Source organism: Bradyrhizobium shewense, from assembly GCF_900094605.1.
Taxonomy (GTDB): Bacteria; Pseudomonadota; Alphaproteobacteria; order Rhizobiales; family Xanthobacteraceae; genus Bradyrhizobium; species Bradyrhizobium shewense.
This window is the reverse complement of record NZ_FMAI01000061.1, coordinates 1-17752: the sequence shown is the minus strand read 5'-3', so window position 1 is coordinate 17752 and position 17752 is coordinate 1. Positions and strand designations below refer to the sequence as shown.

Here is a 17752-nt window from a genome sequence, read left to right as displayed (position 1 = left end):
GCACGCCAGCGGATCGGTAAAGGAAAGAAGTCTACTCCACGCCACTTCTGTTCTCCCCCAAAAACAAAACTACAATTTGATCGGGAAGCATTTGACAGAAAAGAGTCTTCGGATCGCAAAAGCGGCGTAGCAAGATGGCTGCGAACCCGGTGGTATCGTAGTATCATTGTAACCTCTGATCAATGTACCTATTTTGACATAGGTCAACGGTTAGGTGGCATCTTAAATCTTGGCGTGCCAGCGCTTCAAATTTTAGACCATTTGATGAAACCAATGCGGTGTCGCCGAAGCTGAGCGTGTTTCCAACGCTCGGGTATCGAGACCGCTTCGGGTCACAAACGGTTGTCGCAGCGAGCGCGGCCCCACGTCTACTCTACCAACGATAACCGACATCACCACGGGATCATCATGGTTCGGCTAAGGGCCCACTAGCGGAGATTGCGCACCGGCCGTTTAGCCGGCGTTAGTGCTTGGCGTTGCAGAATTGACGCATGTCCAACCGTGTAAGGTCGCTATGAAGCGCACAAAACAGACGTTGGCTTTGATTGGCTCGACGCTGTCGATGACAGTCATTGCGGGTGCAACTTTCTTTCTGTTTTGGCATAAGAGCCTGACGGCTATTCCCTCGTTTGTGGCAATCGTCCCGGTCTTTCTAATTCTCGCGCTCGGCCTTCTGAAACTAGCACGCGCCAGATGAGCACAGCGCCGCATGTCGGCTTCGGGTCAAAATACGAAGAACTCAGGTTGAGCAAATCTGATCCGGTTCGCCGCGATGAGCGGACCTCCGTCAGACGCGGCGCAACTTCGCAGATGGGCCATGAACGGACTCATGCACCGCCGCAATCTTCGTCGCTATTCGATCACCTCGTCGGCGCGGATAAGCAACGAGGCCGGCACGGTGAGGCCGAGCGCTTTCGCAGTCTTCAAATTGATCACCAGGTCGAATTTGCTCGGCTGTTCTACCGGCAGGTCGGCGGGCTTGGTGCCTCTGAGGATTTTGTCGACATAGCCGGCTGCACGGCGGTACAGATCGGCAAAATCGGGGCCGTAGACGATCAACCCCCCGAGGTCGGCGCATCGTCGGAACAAGTAGCTTGTCGGCAGATGATGTTTCGCGGCGAGCGCGACAATTCGCGGAGCCTGGAAAAAAGTTAGACTATCACCCAGATCGAGGACGGCATCGGCATGTTGGGCGGCGGCCGATGCAAAGCCGACGTCGAGTTCCTCGGCCGTCGTCGCTTCAACTGTCAGCAAGGCCACACCGAGCCTCTGGGCCGTGCGAGACAAAAATTCTCCGAAGTTAAGTCTGTGCATCGGATTGTTCGGATTGACCAAGAGCGCGATTTTCAAGGCGCTGGGGACGAGTTCCCTGAGGATTTCGAGGCGTTTCGCGCCGAAGTCATCGGGAACCATGGTCGCAAGGCCTGTTATGTTGCCGCTTGGTCGCGAGAGGCTTGGCACGATGTCGAGCCCCAGCGGATCGGCCACAGCCACGAAGACAATCGGAATGGTGGAGGTTGCTGATTTCAGGGCTTGCGCTGCCTGCGGTCCCGGGGCGACGAGCACATCGGGAATTAAGGCAACCAACTCGGCGGCCAAAGCTGGCAGACGATCCGGGGCATAACGATATTCGACAAGCAGGTTCTTGCCCTCGATCCAACCCTTCTCCCGCAAGCCGCTGAGCCATGCGGCATGAACCGGATCGCGAGCCGGCTCATCTGTCCAAACGCCAAGGAAACCCATCCGTCGAGGCTTCGTTTGGGCATGCAAATGGCTCGGCGGAACGAGCAGCGCCGCAGTGCCCGCTATGAACTCCCGCCGCTTCATTCGATCCTCATCGCAGATTGAGGACGATGGGACGCAGAGCATCACGTCTCGATAGTTGTTGCACTCACTGCGGGTGATGCGGGCGTGTGGGCGCAGGCCGCACGAGCCGACGGATCGGCAGGCGTTGCGGCAGGTCGGCTAAGGGCCAATTCCGGAAGTTGAGCTAGCACCGAGAGCGAACAACGTCTTGGCCGGCATAAGACCGGCACGTCGGAAAACTCACCCTCGAACGTCGCCACGGCGGCCAGCCGCTGATCCACTTCAGTTTGGCCGAGGTGGAGGTGAGCGCGGCGTCACGCGCTGGCTGCGCGCCCCCGGGCGACGAAGCTGTGTCGAGCGCGCTCGGAGAATGCTCTCCTCATACTCGGTCAGCTTGCATCGAATGTTGCCGTCACTCAGCGGTAAAATTGTTCGCGCTGTGGTTGGATTTTAATTGGCGTTCGGCGCCCTTGAGTTGTTTGACGAAGTGTTGCTGAAACAATGCGCCGCTATAGTCTGGACTAGGGTGACTAGTCCTATGTTTTTCGCGCAGACAACTGGTGCAGTCTGTGAATGGACTCACATCGAAGAGCCATCTGACGGGGCTACAATCACCGCGAAAATCGAGGTGGAAAAATCTGACATTGACACTCAAACGATGGGGGCGATCATGCCCGCCATATTCGACCTGCTCTATCGTGAATATTGTCGCGCCTGCCTCTCGGAGATGCGAAAGCAGCTTCTGATCGCAGCTGAGCGCCCTGAAGTTCCAGCCCGCGTCTGCAATCCGCGCTCCGACCCTCATCTTACGTCGTCTTGGAGATCACGGCTCGAAATCGGGCACGCGCGCTCCTTGCTTTCGCAACAACTACGTCGCCCTACAGGAGGTGTATCATGAAGACCGCACTTCTCATTGCAGCTATGTTAGCTGTTGGTGTCGTATCCGCTGATGCTGGTCGAAATCAGCGTCATGGTTCATCATTCCACAAAATGCACCGTGTTGGATCAAGCATGGCGGCTGTTGGTGTTCCACCAGGCGGTGGTCTTCGCGAACAGCCTGCTTCGGCACTTTATAGGCAGAATCTGCGTGACTCGGGCTACGATGCTAAGAAGAACTTTGATAAAGGTGGTCATATGTGCGTGTCCTGTGATTTTTACGGCAATTGACCAGACTGGTGCTGTGGCGACTGAGAATGGGATAACAACAGGAGCACCGGGCAGACGAACCCGGCCGGGTGTGCAAAGAGAAACCTCGCATTTTTTGAATACGAGCTTCGCCAAAAAATTCCCTGCGGTGGGAGGTTCTGCGGGGTAGCTGCATATCAGGTCTCTTTGTAAGCGTGTTCAGCCTCGACGCCGCGGAGTAGGGCGGCAAGGCTGGGATATTCCACGCCATTGCGGACGTAGCGGTTGACGTGCTCGACATAGCGGGCCGATCCGTCGGGCTTGCCCTGCCAGCTGAACAGCAGCACGGCACTGTTGTAATGGCGCAGTACGTGGCCAGCGCCAATACTGAAATACTTGCTCATGGCGTGGCGCTTCATGGTCGCGCCTCCAGCTTCGCCAGCTCCGGCCCGTCGACTTCCGGAAAGCATCCGGAACGGATACGTTCCTATTGTGAAGCGAGAACATCTTCGCCGGGGCGAGCGGTTTCACGTAAGTTCCGCTTTCGTGAAGCACAAGATATTCTTCGCGCATTAACATTGAAGTCTGGGCCCCCCTGGCAAGTTGACAGGCCAGTGTGCTGCCGAAGAGAGATGATAAGCTGATGGCTTTTCGTGATCATAACCTAGGGAGGTTCCAGTCAGCGCCACATCGACGGTCTCTTCGTCGCAAATTCCGCCTGCCGAGATAGCAGAGTCTCTTCACGTTGGGTGCTTACGAGGGCGCACTCATCGCACCTAAACAGCTGGGACCCGCCGTGCTCTCCCAAAAACTTCATTGGCTCCAGGCAGAGTTCGCACGGGCAAAACGGCGTTGCCACAGCAGCTTTGAAATTGATTTTCATCCTAGTCTCCGACCATTTACTCTTCGTACGGCCGAACCAGTGCAACAGGGCTCGGTCCGTGAGCGGATCTGCGTTGTCCGTAATGTCGCTTGCGCAATCTCGATGAGCTTGAGATCGTCTGCGCTCAGTATTGAATCGATCTCACACTCGACAGCAGCCTAGAACCTGCAGGGGGCAAGCGCCTGTACCCGCTTAGACACGGCGCGGGCTATTCGTCCGTTTTCCCCAGAGAGGCTGGATTTTCCACACGGGCCGCTCGGCCAATCCGGTACTGCGCGCACACGGCAGGCCTTATCGGCCCTGCACCAAGGTCTCCCATTCGGAGCCTCTGGCGCGGCCTTTTTTTGCGCATCGTGGCAGGTCCGCGCAGAACGTTAGGGCGGATACAGATGCGATTGGACCGAAGTGACGCTATGAGCCATAGCAAAACAAGTTAATCGCGCGGCGCGCGGCAGTCTTCTTGACGAGCGCGTCGAGCCGGCTCCATATTACAAGACCATCCCGACATCTGAGCCGGAGAAAGTTGGATGACTCTGTCTGACCGCGTGAAGTCGACTATGGAAGTCGTGTTGGAACGGACGTGCAGGGTACTTACGAACGAGGGTGACCACGAGAGCCGGAAGGTCATTGCCTAACAATTTCTTGCAATGCCGACGCCGGGCACACCACCTTTGATGAACTGCGGGCTGCTGCGCTGTGTGCATTCCCGATTGCAGCAAGATGACGCAGCATAGAAGGCATTGGGGACGGCTTTTGGCTTTGTAGAGGATGAAGCACGCATCCAGATGATGATAGGCGACATGTCCACACCGTTGTCGCCGAAGCCAGTGGCCTAGCCTTAGCTCGTCCGATGATGATTTGGCTGTGGTGGACGTTATGGCGGCGGTGCCTGTAGCGAGCCGGTTGAGGTATCCTCGCAGAGCGCAATGTGATGGCGGGGCAGGCATTGCAGGGTATTGATGGAAAGCTGGTGGCCGGCCGGGAATGGCGGATGGAAATTTGAGACTCTCTTTATCCTGCACATCAACGCCGAGAAGCCTGACTGATGGATCGGTTGCCCAGCGGAAGAATGGAAGTCCTTGATCCGTGGCGGCCTTAGGAGTGCGACAGAAGCGTTCGCAACTTATCGTTCAGTTGGTCTACGGAGAAGGGCTTACCAATCGCGGGGGCGTCTCTGAACTCCTCCTCTACGGGCGGTGCCCCATAGCCCGTGCTGAACAGGAAGGGAATCCTTCGCTCGCGTAAAACGCGAGCAACGGGGAAAACAAACTCTCCAGCCAAGTTGACGTCCAGAAGCGCCAGATCAAAGGAGCCGGTGGTCGCCAATTCGCATGCCTTTTTAAGATGAGCCGCAGAGGCAACAACCTTGAGCCCCAGTTCCTCCAGCATGTCTTCAATCATAAGGGCGACCAATCCTTCATCCTCAACGAGGAGGACCCTGGCGCGGGATACCTCAGACATTGGTGGACGCGCCCCTAATTGGAAACACCATGCGAGAGCGAGTACCCTCCGTCTCAAAGACCAAGTCGAAGTCACCGGCGAGATCATGTTCGACGCAACGCTCCATTAGCCGCGTGCCGAACCCTCGCCGCTTAGGTGGGGTAACCGGTGGACCTCCGCGTTCGCTCCATTCGCATTCTAGTGTGATTTGAGACCGTCCGCTGTCCACGATCTTCCAGGTAAGCGACACGGCTCCATCAGGTGCGGATAGTGAGCCGTATTTTGCCGCGTTGGTCAAAAGCTCGTTGAGAACCATGGTGACACTCAGTGCGGTACGCGCGTCTAAATTGACGTTCGGACCGCCTGTGACAACCCGTCCGCCAGACACAGGCGCGACGATATCGTGAACCAGTTGCTCGAAAGGGGCATCTTGCCAATTGCGGGTCGTAAGAAGGTCATGGGCACGAGCAAGGGCCAACAACCTTCCTGTGAACGTCGGCAAAAACTCTTGCAGATCCGCCGCATGTCGAGCGGTTTGGCTCGCGAGTGACTGCACCGTGGCAAGCGTATTCTTTACACGGTGGTTCAGTTCGTCGATGAGCACCTTCTGAGCATTCTCTGCCTCCTTGCGCTCACTGATGTCGACGAGCATGTTGATGGCGCCGACCAAGTGTCCCTTCGCATCACGGAGCGGAGTCGGATAAGGAATAAAAGGCACGCGTTTGCCGTCTGGACGCTCGGCAATTGCCTCGGCACCGCGAACTGGGCGGTTTTCACGCAGCGCCATTGCCATCGGACATTCATCGTGCGGCAGAGGCGAACCGTCGGGCCAATAGAGTTTCCAGGTTACGCACCATTCATCGCCAGGCTGGGGAGTTCTGCCGGCCATCTCGACCGCTGCTCGATTGAAGAAATTAATGCGGCCCTCGGCATTGGTGGTGTAGATCGCTGCGGGCAAAGCCTCAAGGAGATCACGCATGCGCTGCTCGCCTTCGCGGAGACGATCCTCCAGCTGTTTGGTGGCTGTGACGTCCTGTGCGACACGCACGCCGTAAAGAAACCGGCCATTCGGATCGCGCACGGACGAACTGGAGATGTCTAGATGGCGCACAGAGCCGTCGGGCCGCAATGCACGCTTGCGAATCGTATAATTCTCGACCTCGCCGCGCACCTGAGCCGCATAGAGTTCGGCGTCCTTCGCCTGGTCATCTGGATCAGTGTAGTCATAGAACGTCATTGCCAGCAGTTCGCCGCGCGAGCGCCCAGTGATCCGACAAAGAGAATCATTCACCCGCAAGAAGCGGCCGCTCTCGTCCGCTTCCGATATCCCGACGATGGCAGCCTCGTATGTTGCCGCAAGTCGGGCATCACTGGCCTGGCGTGCTTCGTTGGCGGCTTGCAAGTCTGTGGTGTCGACAGTGAAGCAACGTGTGTTGACGAATTTGCCATCCACAAATCGGCCGTTTGACGTAATCAACACGTGCTTCACTGAGCCGTCGCGCGCGCGCAACCGCGCCGGATAACGGTCGAGCGGCTGGCCGCAGGAGAGGCGCTGGAGGATATCGCCAATCACCGGGGCGTCGGCATGAAACTCCGCGATGTGGCGGCCAATGTACTCCTCCGGGCTGTATCCGAGCAGAGCCAACTCGGCTTTGTTGGCGCGAAGGATAATGCCTTCACCGCTGACGATATGAAGGCCGACCGCGCTATTCTCAAAGAAGTCCTCCAGGTCCTGCGTTTTTCGCCGGACTTCTTCTTCGATCTGCTTCCGTTCGGTGATGTCCTGAAAGCAGTTGAAGGCGCCCTGGATATTCCCTGAGTGGTCGCGCAGAGCGCGGATATTGATCAGGGCCGTAAAGCGAGAGCCGTCCGGCCGCGCCATGATAACTTCGGCGTTGCGTATGGGCGTTCCAGCCCTAACCGCGGTGGCCATGGGACAGTCACTGCGGGCCAGCGGACTTCCGTCGGGAAGGTACAGTTGGTGCGAACCGCAGAAGTGTTCCTTTTTGGCAGGGTTGGGGGTCCTTCCCCACAATTGCACCGCCTCGGTATTGAAGGCGATCAGCAATCCCTCGGCATCGCAAAGGCAAACCGCGCCAGGAATGGCATCCAGTACAGTTTGGCCGGCCGCAACCAGCGCCTCGAACTCAGTCGGTTGGCGACGTGGGGAGTACGGAAATTCCTCGACATTGGACATCGAAGCGTCTCTCGGGGCGAGAGGACCCCAGGCGGGCCGTTCTGTTCGGGATGAACTGGCGGACGCCCCCGTTGGGCCGCCGAACAAGCCATAACAAATAGGAAAGCTGATGGTTCCACGTACCTCACATCAGATCGCCGCCGATGGTTTCATGGGACGGGTAGCGCAAGCGGGCCGTTTCCTACGGCAGAACCTTACCGCAGCAAGCGAGACCATATTCTTTGAAGAATCCGCCCGTGCTAACCTCGCAGTGCGGACTCAAAGGCGAAACACATGGCTCGTTCAGTAACGCGGCGTGCCTTGCTTACGACAGCCTCATTGGTTGCCATTGGCGCCGTGGTGCACGCCGAGCGATCCCAGCCATGGCGCGTTGCGCTGGTTACCTCCGGACAAGGCGACCGGATCATCGGCTGGTTCAGAGAAGCGTTGGAAGCCAAGGGATATCGGGAGGGAAAGGACCTCATATTCGAGCTGCGCGAAGCCAAGGGACATTACGCGCTGTTACCGAATTTAGTCGAGGAACTCGTTGCACTAAAGCCGGACATCATAATTGCCGAAGCGACGCCTGCTATCGCAGCTGCACAACGTGCGACCTCGACGATTCCAATCATCATGGCGCCATCCACCGGTCCGATCGGCTCTGGTTTCGTCAGAAGTTTTTCCAAGCCCGGCGGTAATATCACCGGCGTTGCGAATATGTTCGGTGATCTCACAGCGAAGACCCTCGATATAATTCGCCTTCTGTTTCCCAAGGTCCGGAAAATCGGTGTACTCACTTCAAACAACCCGACGCATCCGGCGTTGGCCGACGTAGCGGCCAGGTCGGCGGGCGTCATCGGCATTTCAGCGCAACGGTTCGTTGCGCCCAACCCCGAGGACGTCGAAAAGGCGTTCGCCGACATGCAGGCCGCGGAGTGTGAGATCGTCTACGTACTTGCAGACCCGCCGCGGCGGTTATTGCCATCAATCGCACTTAAGTACCGCCTGCCGACAGTATATCAGGTCACCAATTACCCAGACCTGGGTGGGTTGATGGCTTATGGGCCGGATATCAAGGCTCTATTTGTGCTAGCGGCCGATTACGTGGACCGCATCCTAAAAGGTGCGAATGCAGAGGACTTGCCGGTTGAGCAACCGACGAAATTTCAATTCGTGATCAATCTCCAAACGGCCAAAGCGTTGCATTTAGCCGTCCCGGAGCAAGTTCTCCTATTGGCAGATAGAGTGATCGAGTAGATTGAGACCGCAAGTCCGCTTCGGGTCACTTGCGGACTTTCGACAAAGCATCGACGAACGTCAGCTTTGGGCCGCAACCGGACGCTAGACCTATTGGAGCGCTCGCCACATCGTGCTTTAATGCAGCAAATCGCTAGCTGCTACACGGTTGATAGTGGCGAGGCGCTGCTCGGCGCTTGCATCGAAATCTATGTCAGCCACGAGATCGAGCAGTCGCTGATAGGCATGGTCAGCGACGGCGACCGGTAAAGGCTCTTCGTCGAACGTATCTACATAGTTGTCAACGACGGCATTCAGCAGACGACACAGGCCCTGTTGGTCAGGCTCGTCCTTGCAGGCGTCATGGAGCCTTTGCTGAAATTCGCGGAAAGTGTGCAACCCGTGGTGCTGTTGCGAAAGCCACGTATGCAATGAGTTCATGATAGCCTCTTCAAATAGGAGAAGAAGCGACCAATTTACACAGCCCGGGAAGGGCATCAACAAATGCGGTTTTCGCAGATCCCTAATGTGGCTTATGCAACTGCAGTCGCGATTCCGTGATCCGTAAACTTCGCAGAAGCGCCGAAATCCACCCATTTTTCGCGAGTTTTCCAATAGGAACGTCTCCAGATGTAGTGCCAGCGACGGGTGAATATGGAAAGCTTGCCGTCCGTCATCCGCTATGTTGGTGGGCTTGTCATCGGCGCTCACAGGATTGACTCCGGACGAGGATTTTGCCGCCGGGATACTGCCAAGCGTTCCTGGAACACCCGCGCGCCGACCCCTTTGTCGTCAAGCAATGCGTGCTAATATGGAAAACTTGAACCCCTTCATTGGTTATATTGGAACTGGGTTTGTCATTGGCGCCTATGTGCCCAGATTTGGCACCTCTGGAGTGAGCAATGCTCGGCCGGAATTAGCGAGCGCGCCTACTTAATATGGGTGCTGTCGTCAGCGATCTTTCTTGGACATTCGATCACTATCGGCGCTGTGGTGTTCATGGTTACACAGCTCGTCAACATAATCGCTCTCGTAGCTATCTTAGTGCTTGCGCGGCGGTATCGTAACCAGATCTGCGCCGCGCATGCGCGCCAACTTCACATCCACCAGTAATTAGAGAGCCATCGGCGAACCGTGCTCGCGGGCGCTAACCTGGAGGCCGTGCTTAGTCGCAGGACTCCGATGTGTGACTTTGCTTCACGGAGGAGCTGGACCAACTGCACTCGCAGTTGCCGCCACCAAATGCGATAGAGCGATGCTGGGCAACACGAGCGTTCCAATCAACCAGCTTCCCCAGTGTCTTTTGATGCCGCGACAGGTCGGGTCGGCAACAACGGGGTATGGTTGTTCATTGCTTGATCGCCGATTGTTTCCCGATCGTAGAAGCGAGAAGGTCTCGGAGGCAAGGAGAAGACAAATGGCGAATGCAAACGGAAAAGTCGCAATTGTCACGGGTGGCTCGCGCGGTATCGGAGCTGCAATAGCTGAACGGCTCGGGATTGACGGCTTTACAGTCGTCATCAACTATGCCGGCGGCGCTGCCGAGGCGGAAACGCTGGCCGAAAAGATCTCGCAGGCCGGCGGTCGCGCCATCACTGTGCAAGCTGACGTTAGCAACGCGAGTGCCGTGGCGAGCATGTTCAATACCGTGGAGTCTGCCTTCGGCGGCGTGGACGTGTTGGTCAACAACGCCGGTGTGATGCAGCTGGCAGCAATCACCGAAGCCGAGGACTCGGTTTTCGATAGCCAGATAGCCATCAATCTGAAGGGCACCTTTAACACCTTGCGCGAGGCGACCCGCCGGCTGCGAAATGATGGTCGCATCGTCAACCTATCCTCGAGCCAAACAGGTCTCTTGCATCCGACCTACGGGATCTATGCCGCCACCAAAGCTGCGATCGAGGCGATGACGCAAGTTCTGTCAAAAGAGTTGCGCGGCCGAAATATCACCGTCAACGCGGTGGCGCCGGGACCGACCGCAACAAAACTGTTTCTACATGGCAAGTCGAAGGACGTGATCGATCATCTCGCAAAACTTGCGCCGCTGGAGCGGCTTGGTGAGCCCGTGGATGTCGCGGCTGCGGTTGCGTTTCTCACCGGACCCGACGGCGGCTGGATCAACGGCCAGGTGCTCCGCGCCAACGGCGGAATCATCTGATCTTGCTCACCAGTCCCAGTAGAAAACTCGAGAGGGATATCCCAAGATTAAGGTTGTTCTGATCACCGGCGCGTCCAGCGGCTTCGGTCGCCTCATGCCCGAGGCTCTCGCAACGGCGGGCCACAAGGTGTACGGCTCAATGGGCCAGACAAAATCCCGTGATGCAGCCGTTGCGGAGCAGATGGCGGCCTTCTCGCATGAGCATCGCGTCGAGCTGAGTGCACTCGAACTCGACGTGCAGTCGCAGGACTCGGTGGATGCAGCGGTCGCCCAAGTGCTTGCAGAGGCGGGGCGAATCGACGTTCTGATCCACAATGCCGGCCACACGGTGTTCGGTCCGGCGGAAGCTTTTAAGCCAGAGCAATATGCCGAGCTCTATGACGTCAACGTGCTGAGCACACAGCGTGTTAATCGCGCCGTGCTACCGCATATGCGTCATCAAAGGCAGGGCCTGCTGGTTTGGATTTCTTCCTCCAGTTCCGCCGGGGGCACGCCGCCTTATCTCGCGCCGTATTTTGCGGCCAAGGCGGCGATGGATTCGATAGCGGTACAATATGCCCGCGAGCTGTCGCGCTGGGGTATCGAGACCTCGATCATCGTGCCAGGCGCCTTCACCTCAGGCACTAATCACTTTGCTCATTCGGGTCGTCCAGCCGACGCGGGACGAGCCGCGGAATACGAAGAGGGTCCGTATCAAGGTTTCGCCGAGCAGGTGCAGAAGGCGTTTGCGGCAATCGTGCCGCCGGATGCCGATGCGGGCCTTGTGGCTGATGCAGGCCGAGATCGGGGAAGTTCGCAGCTACGTGAGAGACAAGCTCTCGGAGGCCAACCAGGCCGAGGGCGCGCGACTCGGCCGGCGTGTAAATTAGCGTCTGGCGCTTCTGACAGAAACGGCTCGGCGCTCCGTTGATTGAGATATCGGTCTGTGGCGCGATACCTGGACCCCTCTAGGTTTTTCGTCATCCACCCGGAACGGCCCATCGTCCGACGCGCGTTAGGCGATGGGCCGGTTCTCATAATGCCACCTCGTCGGCATCGTCACAACGCATTCGTGCAGCACGGTGTGATGCACCGCTGGCTTTCTTCTTGAAGTCTCTCAACTGCTAGTGTATTGTCTCACATATCGATACTGGCCGAACAACTGTTCCGCTTTCGCCTCAGATCCTGACGGCGCGCACGTTTCAGACATTCTCCAACATCGACTAACCGGACGACTGGCCGCACTCTGTGCGCCAGGTCCTGCGCGCATACGAAAGGAAGACCTGATGAACACAGGTACAGTGAAGTGGTTTAACACCCAAAAGGGCTTCGGCTTTATCCAGCCATCAAACGGCAGCAACGATGTGTTTGTTCACATCAGCGCGGTCGAACGTGCCGGTATGGGTACTCTGAGCGAAGGTCAGACGCTGTCTTATGACGTCGTCGCAGACCGTCGCACGGGCAAGTCCGCTGCCGAAAATCTTCGTGCTGCTTAGTTAAGAGCACGACAGACCTGTCGCTCTAGCCACGGATGTACTGGTAGAGCTCGTGGTCCTGCCCCGCTCCCGAGTTATCGGGGCGGGGTTTTTCATTCAAGCAGGTAAAAAGATCGAAAAGCGGGCGCGACTTGCGGCTTCCTGTTGCGCCTGTGTCCGGTGGACTACGTCAGCATGTTCACCGGCCGCATCGGGAACGTGATTCCTCAGTGCCAAGCAGGAGAGTCAATGAGCATCGTTAAACGTCATCTGGCCGAGCAAGAAGAACGCTTAGTCCTGATCGAGGAAATCTGCATCGATACAGGAGCGCTTGTCCTGGATACCGCCACAGACGAAGTCTACTTTTCCGCAGACGAAGCGGCTTACAAGAACGCCTACGTCGCAGTCTTCCAAGCCTGGGCAAAGGGCACGATTAAGGGCACAGCGCAACAGATATTCGATGCAACCAAATCCATTCTTGAAGACTAGCAAGACCTCCGAGAGCGCCCTAAACATCGAGGAAAATATGTCATACGCCTATAAGCTAAACGAAGAGGTTCGGCACCAAGCTCAAGGTCCCCAAGGACGCGCCGCAACTGAAGGGCCAAAGATCTACACGATCGTACAGTGCATGCTGATCGAGTCCGATGGACGAGTAAGATACCGCATCAAGTGCAGGTCCGAGAACATCGAGCGCGTGGTTACGGAAGATCAGCTTTCGTATCTTTCCCGCACGCGTTCATAAGCGGCCGCGGGAATTACCTGCGAGCCACGAGCGTTCAACCCCGCTTGCCGCGAGAGGCTCGGCCGCCCGCGAGACAGTGAGTCGAACCTTCTGAGCACGAAGCGCCGGACGCGCCCTGGTCATCGAGTCACTTCGCGTAACCCTGTGATCGGAGCCAAGCGATCCGACGCTCTCCATTCATCCACTCGTCAATATCGGCTTTGCTCGCGAAGCCCGTAATCTCTCGCGCTTCTGTGCCCGGGTACTCGGCAATGATAGCCCAATCGCCCTCGGATTTACGGACTGGTTTGAAGCTCACTTTTATTTTTGCCATGCCGAATTATGTCAGAAGGCGGTCGAAAAGGGAACCTCGTTCGAGCCATATCCGGTCTGGTGAATAATAGACGGCGCCCCACCGAGGACTCTTACTCTGGAGCGATCCTGTAAACATCGCCGGGTTCGAGGTCGAGCTCCTCGAACATCCTCTGCTGCTTTTCAGTCAGGACGGCCGGCACAATTTCCGCGGTCCAGCCTTCGGGAACGGCAGCAAGCACTAGCGTCAATGCCTGATTGGGTTTGGCAAAGGCGAGCCACATCTGCTTCGTTGGCTTCGGAGCGTCGTCCGAAGTCACCTCAACGATAGTGAATGAAGTGCCGAACGACTCTGCCATCAATGGCTAATCCGCGGAATTGCTAAGCGTTGCAATAACTAGCTGGGTCGCGGAAGGCGGACGGGTCCAGCAATCAATTTATAGGTGGGCACCCAGGCGGTGTTCCACGATTCCATGGTCTCGCCGCAAACCGAGCACTCGAAGCTGGCGATCTGCCGACCGGGGGCCATGGCCTCGGTTCGGCTATGGACTGCTCCACAGTGGCAGGTTCGGTAGTGGGAATCGGGCATCCCCCATTATGCACTCATGAGGCAAAACAGGCGACTGCGAAATCGACCAGGCCGCTGAGGATGGAAGCAGGACAGCTGGCAAAACCAGGAGAACCTGGCCAAAACTGGAACGTCCGATGGCTAAGGCTCCGCCTGCGGGCGCCGCCTTGCCCCCAGCTCTGCATATAATTACGCTCCACACGAAGCTCATTAAATACTGGCAGAAACTTCACATGCCACCGACGACACGTGAGTACATTGATTTTTGGGTCGAGAACAGCGTTCACGCTGCGGAGCAATATGGGACGCCGGGCGCTTCACAAAGCGTGGACGTATTAGTTGATCGCCTCGTTGAGGGGGCCGAGAGTCAAAACATCCCGCGAGAGGCCCTTGAAAAAGAGGTCGGTGATCTAAAGCAGTACATCAAGGGAAAACTCGCCACTGCTAACCAGATTGAGCAGGATCGTCGCAAGTGACTCTGCCAACGGAGAGTCGACGAAGTCGCGTCGAACTTGGCTCCGATCAGGATAGGCACTGCGAGAACGGCCATGGCGATGCGAGTGGAAATAAAGCGAGTGATACATGCTGCAACACCCGGTACGTCGCAGCAGCTCTACTCGACACTGCTGGCGCTAGGCGAGCTCCTTAGCAACGCACTCGACAGAATCGATGAACTCGAGAAGAAGGCCAACGGTCAAACGGCAGACAAGCGCTGATCGCCCGCCCGATCTGATTGCTCAAGCTTTTTTCCGACTACCTAGAACGGCGTCAGTTTAGCCACAGGCGAAGTCCGCAATGGGTCACTTTCGGACTTCCACGCGGTCCAAATCGAAGTCCGCTCTTACTGCACCAGCAGACATGAGCGGCGAAAAGCCCCAGGATGGCGGTCCGCCCGCAAGTTGTCCGGGTCCTTCTGAGTTTGCTGCATGCGCGGGGACCGCGCGAGGCCCGCCCTACAAGGCCGCGCGGAACCTCAATTCGAAATCCGTTAACTTCGTGCATTGGAACGCTGGGCCAGGCAGGAGATTAGATAAATTGCGCAGCGTAGCGGCCGCGACGGGGGCGTTGCATCGGAGGCAGCGCATGAAAGTCATCGTCGATGAAGACGGCGAGATCATCGCCATAGCAACAAATGACCATACCCTAATCGGCGGCCACCATCGCCTCGCGGTGGCGGGCAGTATGGGTAAAGACTTGTTCTGGCGAGATACCGGCAAGCCTGTAAAACTTGATCTCTTCTTCAAGCATCATGAAAGTTTCCACTCGACATAAAGCCTGAGCCGTTTGCCCCCAGGTATGATTTACATCGCTGTTTGCCCGCCGTCGCGGCGCGCGCGACCTCAAGTGACAGCACTCGGGCGTGCTGGACCTACCAACTCACCTTAAACTTAAAATCCCGCAAGTATCGGGATTTGCTGCCTTTAGGTCCGTTACTTGCTCCGCTGCTGCTTGAGGACCCACAACCGATAGGCTGCTTCCTCGAAGTACGGGTCCGGCCCTGTCGACGGCGGGATCAGCTTCACGCCTTCCTTGCGGAAGTGTTCGAGACCGCGGCCCAGCGGGACCGGCGATTGTGTGCTGATCGTGGGCCCAGTCCGGTGGTTGGCGCGTAGTTCTCAAGCAGTGACCGAAGCCCGATGGCCGCAGCGAAGTGACAGCCCCCGCGGGACTTCGACCTGCACATGACGCGGACCGCGTTGCCCACCATCAAGCCGGGCTTCACCGATGGACTTGCTGTAGCGCTTCCGCGATTGCGCGAGTGCCGTCGCGACGAACGGCACGACGTGCGGCGCTGCGATGGTGTCGAGGTCTTCATGGCAGATGACCCCCAGCCGATTGCAAGCCATGCTGTGGAATGCCTCGCTCGTATGCGGCAGCACGCAGGCGTACTCCATGGCTTCCTTGCGATCCGGCGCAGCATGAGCGGGTCGTGTTCGAGGTGCGCGGCGAGATCGCTCGCGTCTGTCGGGAGATGGCCACAGTGCGTCGAGCCACCACTCTAAATCAGTACGGATGTGCTCGTTGCGACCAGCGGCACAGCGTGTTTACATTTGCAATCTCCTCGTGCTGTTGCCGAAAAACAACTGATTTATTGTATCTTCGTTGAACTGTTACATTTTGCCTTTACGCGGCAATAAACAGTCTTGAGTTTGGTCTCCGGGCTCGGGCGTGTTTTCAGAGAGCGAATTTTCGAACCCGGAGGCTTTTTGAGATGATTTTGGAGTTCCTTGTGGTTTTTTCTCTCGTTCAGTTCGCCAATATGCTTTCGCGACTGATCAGCCGCCGGCATGACGTACTCTCCTACGTTTCAAGATCAGGTCCTCATCGGTAAGAGTGGCTAAAGCGGCATTGCTGGCACCGTTTTGACAGCATCGATCCTGCACGGTGCACCAACGTAGCGATCTAGCGACCCGGCGCAGCATCGAGCGTGTGTGTTCGCGGTGTGCAGAGATTGCCAAGGTCCTAACAGGAGATGGCTGACAAGCGAGGTGAGCCGCCACTGGACGACGACGCACGATGACCGACGCTCAAGTCGCGTCACGGGTCCCACGTTTTGTGCCCGGCACGGCACGCACCGCAATCTGTAACGGCTTGCCTGTTGCGTGTGGCCACAGCGATCTTGTCTCGCATGGGAGTAATTCACGCGAGACGATTTACGGCGGATCGGGGCGCGCTGCAGCAGAGCAGGCTGCGGACGCGCGAAGTAAGCCGACCGGCTCCCCTGTGAGGCGTAGCACACGTCCCGCTCGGCTTCAAAGGGCCGGCACAGCTATCGCCGACAATGGGCGGCGCGCTCAATGCCGTTACGGCGACCTCGAAGCGCGCCCCAACTAGACTGTCGCTCTCGACATGAAGGTCGACGCCGAGCCACGAGCTGGAGCGCTACATGCTTTGTAAGGACTGCTCGCAGGTGCGCGGCTATCCGTACAAGCACAGCCATCTGGTCGCGCTGCGGAGGACGAAGATTTCGACGAGCCATCTGCCGTCAACGTGGCGGCCCGGAGATCGGTAAAGCCATTTCGGAACTATCGGCCGCGCAACTCGCTTATCCGTGTAGAGGACCGCTCTATGAACCACATCGCCGTTATCTTGATCTTGCTCATTGGCGGCTCTTCGCTCGCCTCGGCTCAGAGTGCAGGTGGAGCCAGTAGCGCCGGCTCGGCGGCGAGTGGCACTGCGGCCACCGGCTCTAAGGGTTATGCAGGCAGCACCTTATCAACCGGGCATACCCTAAGCGGCACTGCTGGCGCCTCCGGTCCCAACTTGGGCAACGCACTCAGCCACGCAGCGGCCGGTGACGTGGATGCTTCCGCCATTAGTCCGGCGCCGACCTCCCACGACAACGCAGTGGATACGCCCGCCGCCGAACGCGCCATAAAGAACTTGGGCAATACTGATATCGGCATTCTCAAGAAGTAGCCATGCATGCCACAGGTCGGGCGCGGTCCCGGCGTTTCCGGCTATTCTCGGTAGCTTCTCCGCTGCTACCACGAACCAAGCCCGCGATCAGCTCGCTCTTCCGCGTAGCCAATCGGTATGTCGACAATCTGGCGCCGATGCCGGGCGTTTTGCTCGACTATCCGGCCCCCGGTGATTCAGAATACCGAGACCGGCACCGTGGGCGATGGGCATGCCCGTCGCGACCGAGCACAAGCCGCCGGTCACGAACACCTGCACATCGTCGCGGCAGTGCGCGGCTGGCTCAAGCCGCAGAACCGGTGTCTCCTGCTAGTCTAGTCGCTCCGCCGACGCCGCCCCTTGCCCCGTGCCCGTCGCGGATCAAACTCGTCAACAGCGTTCTGCCAGGCCACGATCTCGTCTTCAAACCAGACGCGCCGGTTCGGGCTGATGTAGGTCGATTGGGGGAAG

General features: G+C 57.7%; 17 protein-coding genes and 2 pseudogenes. 12 read left to right on the top strand and 7 right to left on the bottom strand.

Annotated features, from left to right (window positions below):
• Nucleotides 1-514: 514 nt before the first annotated feature.
• Complete coding sequence (locus GA0061098_RS42230; protein ID WP_091967819.1) at nt 515-697, top strand: hypothetical protein; 183 nt, start codon at nt 515-517, stop codon at nt 695-697.
• Nucleotides 698-852: 155 nt separating this feature from the next.
• Here the strand turns inward: GA0061098_RS42230 and GA0061098_RS42225 are convergent, their stop codons facing one another.
• Nucleotides 853-1827, bottom strand: a complete 975-nt coding sequence (locus GA0061098_RS42225) for an ABC transporter substrate-binding protein (RefSeq protein WP_091967816.1) — start codon at nt 1825-1827, stop codon at nt 853-855.
• Between the two features lie 873 nt (nt 1828-2700).
• Between GA0061098_RS42225 and GA0061098_RS44510 the strand changes: the two genes are divergently transcribed.
• On the top strand, nt 2701-2973 hold the full coding sequence (locus GA0061098_RS44510) for a hypothetical protein (protein ID WP_129591110.1): 273 nt from the start codon (nt 2701-2703) through the stop codon (nt 2971-2973).
• A gap of 155 nt (nt 2974-3128) precedes the next feature.
• Here the strand turns inward: GA0061098_RS44510 and GA0061098_RS42215 are convergent, their stop codons facing one another.
• The 3 genes from GA0061098_RS42215 to GA0061098_RS42205 all read right to left on the bottom strand — a co-directional run bounded on the left by GA0061098_RS42215 (nt 3129) and on the right by GA0061098_RS42205 (nt 7451).
• Nucleotides 3129-3350, bottom strand: a complete 222-nt coding sequence (locus GA0061098_RS42215; RefSeq protein WP_091967809.1) for a hypothetical protein — start codon at nt 3348-3350, stop codon at nt 3129-3131.
• 1559 nt (nt 3351-4909) lie between these two features.
• Nucleotides 4910-5275, bottom strand: a complete 366-nt coding sequence (locus tag GA0061098_RS42210; protein ID WP_091967807.1) for a response regulator — start codon at nt 5273-5275, stop codon at nt 4910-4912.
• Nucleotides 5268-7451 (bottom strand): PAS domain-containing sensor histidine kinase, encoded by a 2184-nt coding sequence (locus tag GA0061098_RS42205; protein WP_091967804.1) that lies wholly within the window; start codon nt 7449-7451, stop codon nt 5268-5270. The genes GA0061098_RS42210 and GA0061098_RS42205 overlap by 8 nt, the downstream gene beginning before the upstream one ends.
• A 273-nt stretch (nt 7452-7724) precedes the next feature.
• Between GA0061098_RS42205 and GA0061098_RS42200 the strand changes: the two genes are divergently transcribed.
• Nucleotides 7725-8687: an ABC transporter substrate-binding protein gene (locus tag GA0061098_RS42200; RefSeq protein WP_091967801.1), complete on the top strand. Its 963-nt coding sequence runs from the start codon at nt 7725-7727 to the stop codon at nt 8685-8687.
• Between the two features lie 117 nt (nt 8688-8804).
• Here GA0061098_RS42200 and GA0061098_RS42195 read toward each other — a convergent pair whose 3' ends face one another.
• Nucleotides 8805-9107: a hypothetical protein gene (locus tag GA0061098_RS42195; RefSeq protein ID WP_091967828.1), complete on the bottom strand. Its 303-nt coding sequence runs from the start codon at nt 9105-9107 to the stop codon at nt 8805-8807.
• A gap of 976 nt (nt 9108-10083) precedes the next feature.
• Between GA0061098_RS42195 and GA0061098_RS42190 the strand changes: the two genes are divergently transcribed.
• The 4 genes from GA0061098_RS42190 (at nt 10084) to GA0061098_RS42175 (ending at nt 12767) form a co-directional block, all read left to right on the top strand.
• Nucleotides 10084-10824: an SDR family oxidoreductase gene (locus GA0061098_RS42190; RefSeq protein WP_091967799.1), complete on the top strand. Its 741-nt coding sequence runs from the start codon at nt 10084-10086 to the stop codon at nt 10822-10824.
• A gap of 94 nt (nt 10825-10918) precedes the next feature.
• Entirely contained in the window at nt 10919-11734 is an 816-nt protein-coding gene (locus GA0061098_RS42185; protein ID WP_091967796.1) for an SDR family NAD(P)-dependent oxidoreductase, read from the top strand.
• A 355-nt stretch (nt 11735-12089) separates the two neighbouring features.
• Entirely contained in the window at nt 12090-12299 is a 210-nt protein-coding gene (locus GA0061098_RS42180) for a cold-shock protein (RefSeq protein WP_016839772.1), read from the top strand.
• 228 nt (nt 12300-12527) lie between these two features.
• A complete protein-coding gene (locus GA0061098_RS42175; protein ID WP_129591109.1) occupies nt 12528-12767 on the top strand; it encodes a hypothetical protein in 240 nt (79 codons plus the stop codon).
• 660 nt (nt 12768-13427) lie between these two features.
• Here GA0061098_RS42175 and GA0061098_RS42160 read toward each other — a convergent pair.
• The gene (locus GA0061098_RS42160) at nt 13428-13673 is read right to left on the bottom strand and encodes a hypothetical protein (RefSeq protein WP_091967790.1); all 246 of its coding nucleotides are present in this window, start codon (nt 13671-13673) and stop codon (nt 13428-13430) included.
• Nucleotides 13674-14019: 346 nt separating this feature from the next.
• Between GA0061098_RS42160 and GA0061098_RS42155 the strand changes: the two genes are divergently transcribed.
• Together GA0061098_RS42155 and GA0061098_RS42150 are read left to right on the top strand one after the other, a co-directional pair.
• Nucleotides 14020-14358 carry a hypothetical protein gene (locus GA0061098_RS42155; protein ID WP_245323981.1) on the top strand — a complete coding sequence of 113 codons (339 nt, stop codon included), beginning with the start codon at nt 14020-14022 and terminating at the stop codon, nt 14356-14358.
• 607 nt (nt 14359-14965) lie between these two features.
• Nucleotides 14966-15154, top strand: a complete 189-nt coding sequence (locus GA0061098_RS42150; protein WP_091967822.1) for a ParB N-terminal domain-containing protein — start codon at nt 14966-14968, stop codon at nt 15152-15154.
• 344 nt (nt 15155-15498) lie between these two features.
• Here GA0061098_RS42150 and GA0061098_RS42145 read toward each other — a convergent pair whose 3' ends face one another.
• Nucleotides 15499-15777 (bottom strand): hypothetical protein, encoded by a 279-nt coding sequence (locus GA0061098_RS42145; RefSeq protein WP_091967787.1) that lies wholly within the window; start codon nt 15775-15777, stop codon nt 15499-15501.
• 697 nt (nt 15778-16474) lie between these two features.
• On the opposite strand from GA0061098_RS42145, the pseudogene GA0061098_RS47650 reads away from it, so the two are divergent.
• The 3 genes and pseudogenes from GA0061098_RS47650 to GA0061098_RS47645 all read left to right on the top strand — a co-directional run.
• Nucleotides 16475-16895 (top strand): annotated as a pseudogene (locus GA0061098_RS47650) (hypothetical protein).
• A gap of 56 nt (nt 16896-16951) precedes the next feature.
• On the top strand, nt 16952-17302 hold the full coding sequence (locus tag GA0061098_RS42135) for a hypothetical protein (RefSeq protein WP_091967784.1): 351 nt from the start codon (nt 16952-16954) through the stop codon (nt 17300-17302).
• A 43-nt stretch (nt 17303-17345) separates the two neighbouring features.
• Nucleotides 17346-17523: pseudogene (locus GA0061098_RS47645) on the top strand (SOS response-associated peptidase); the annotation flags it as partial.
• Between the last annotated feature and the right edge of the window lie 229 nt (nt 17524-17752).

What these genes read in the sequence shown, in the direction of transcription:
- GA0061098_RS42230 (WP_091967819.1), top strand. Translation starts at nt 515, where the DNA reads ATGAAGCGCACAAAACAGACGTTGGCTTTGATTGGCTCGACGCTGTCG.
- GA0061098_RS42225 (WP_091967816.1), bottom strand. Translation starts at nt 1,827, where the DNA reads ATGAAGCGGCGGGAGTTCATAGCGGGCACTGCGGCGCTGCTCGTTCCG.
- GA0061098_RS44510 (WP_129591110.1), top strand. Translation starts at nt 2,701, where the DNA reads ATGAAGACCGCACTTCTCATTGCAGCTATGTTAGCTGTTGGTGTCGTA.
- GA0061098_RS42215 (WP_091967809.1), bottom strand. Translation starts at nt 3,350, where the DNA reads ATGAAGCGCCACGCCATGAGCAAGTATTTCAGTATTGGCGCTGGCCAC.
- GA0061098_RS42210 (WP_091967807.1), bottom strand. Translation starts at nt 5,275, where the DNA reads ATGTCTGAGGTATCCCGCGCCAGGGTCCTCCTCGTTGAGGATGAAGGA.
- GA0061098_RS42205 (WP_091967804.1), bottom strand. Translation starts at nt 7,451, where the DNA reads ATGTCCAATGTCGAGGAATTTCCGTACTCCCCACGTCGCCAACCGACT.
- GA0061098_RS42200 (WP_091967801.1), top strand. Translation starts at nt 7,725, where the DNA reads ATGGCTCGTTCAGTAACGCGGCGTGCCTTGCTTACGACAGCCTCATTG.
- GA0061098_RS42195 (WP_091967828.1), bottom strand. Translation starts at nt 9,107, where the DNA reads ATGAACTCATTGCATACGTGGCTTTCGCAACAGCACCACGGGTTGCAC.
- GA0061098_RS42190 (WP_091967799.1), top strand. Translation starts at nt 10,084, where the DNA reads ATGGCGAATGCAAACGGAAAAGTCGCAATTGTCACGGGTGGCTCGCGC.
- GA0061098_RS42185 (WP_091967796.1), top strand. Translation starts at nt 10,919, where the DNA reads ATGCCCGAGGCTCTCGCAACGGCGGGCCACAAGGTGTACGGCTCAATG.
- GA0061098_RS42180 (WP_016839772.1), top strand. Translation starts at nt 12,090, where the DNA reads ATGAACACAGGTACAGTGAAGTGGTTTAACACCCAAAAGGGCTTCGGC.
- GA0061098_RS42175 (WP_129591109.1), top strand. Translation starts at nt 12,528, where the DNA reads ATGAGCATCGTTAAACGTCATCTGGCCGAGCAAGAAGAACGCTTAGTC.
- GA0061098_RS42160 (WP_091967790.1), bottom strand. Translation starts at nt 13,673, where the DNA reads ATGGCAGAGTCGTTCGGCACTTCATTCACTATCGTTGAGGTGACTTCG.
- GA0061098_RS42155 (WP_245323981.1), top strand. Translation starts at nt 14,020, where the DNA reads ATGGCTAAGGCTCCGCCTGCGGGCGCCGCCTTGCCCCCAGCTCTGCAT.
- GA0061098_RS42150 (WP_091967822.1), top strand. Translation starts at nt 14,966, where the DNA reads ATGAAAGTCATCGTCGATGAAGACGGCGAGATCATCGCCATAGCAACA.
- GA0061098_RS42145 (WP_091967787.1), bottom strand. Translation starts at nt 15,777, where the DNA reads ATGGAGTACGCCTGCGTGCTGCCGCATACGAGCGAGGCATTCCACAGC.
- GA0061098_RS42135 (WP_091967784.1), top strand. Translation starts at nt 16,952, where the DNA reads ATGAACCACATCGCCGTTATCTTGATCTTGCTCATTGGCGGCTCTTCG.